This window comes from Clostridium sp. DFI.1.208 (assembly GCF_024463855.1).
Lineage (GTDB): Bacteria > Bacillota_I > Bacilli_A > Erysipelotrichales > Erysipelotrichaceae > Clostridium_AQ.
Genome location: NZ_JANGCA010000172.1, coordinates 1 through 690, shown reverse-complemented (window position 1 = coordinate 690; position 690 = coordinate 1). Strand labels below are relative to the sequence as shown.

The 690-nt window shown below is 43.2% G+C and carries 1 protein-coding gene; it reads right to left on the bottom strand.

The window, feature by feature from the left end; genetic code table 11:
- A partial coding sequence (locus tag NE665_RS24805; protein ID WP_256302703.1) for a site-specific integrase occupies positions 1 to 690 on the bottom strand: 690 nt, incomplete at both ends.

The following is a 690-nucleotide window of genomic DNA, read 5'->3' as shown; positions in this document are numbered from 1 at the left end:
AAGGGAACATATGAGCATAACGATAGGTGATCTTTACGCTTTCATGGCCAACACGGTTGGCAATATCAACAGCAGAGAATCCCATTTCGATCAGCAATGATACATGTGAGTGTCTAAGATCATGGATGCGGATTCTTTTGACTCCGGTTTCCCTGCATCCTCGATCCATTTCATGATGCATGCCAGATTTGGTGACTGTAAAGATGCGATCGTTTGGCTTAAGCTCGTATTGCCTGGATAAATAGTCTTCCATTTCATCTGCCAGGAAATCTGGCATCTGGACAACACGGTTACTTTTGACGGTTTTAGGATCAGTGATTACATCCTCGCCTTTGATTCGCTGGTAGCTTTTGTTGATCCGAACGGTTTTCTTGTCAAAATCAAAATCAGAAGGTGTTAACGCCAGCATTTCGCCAAGTCTTAATCCGCACCAGTAAAGTATTTCAAATGCCTGGAAGATTCCATCCTTTTTCATCATGGCTTTGGAGAAGACCATGTATTCCTCTTTGGTCCAAAACTGCATCTCGCCATTTGTTTCCTTTCCCATATTGCCGGCAATTCTGGCAGGGTTGCTGCTCAAGCCATAATAGCGGACGGCATAATTGAAAATTGCACTCAGTTGGTTATGCAGTGTTTTTAGATAGGTGGGGGAAAACTCCTTATCCGTTTTGGTAGTTTGCTTCATCATCT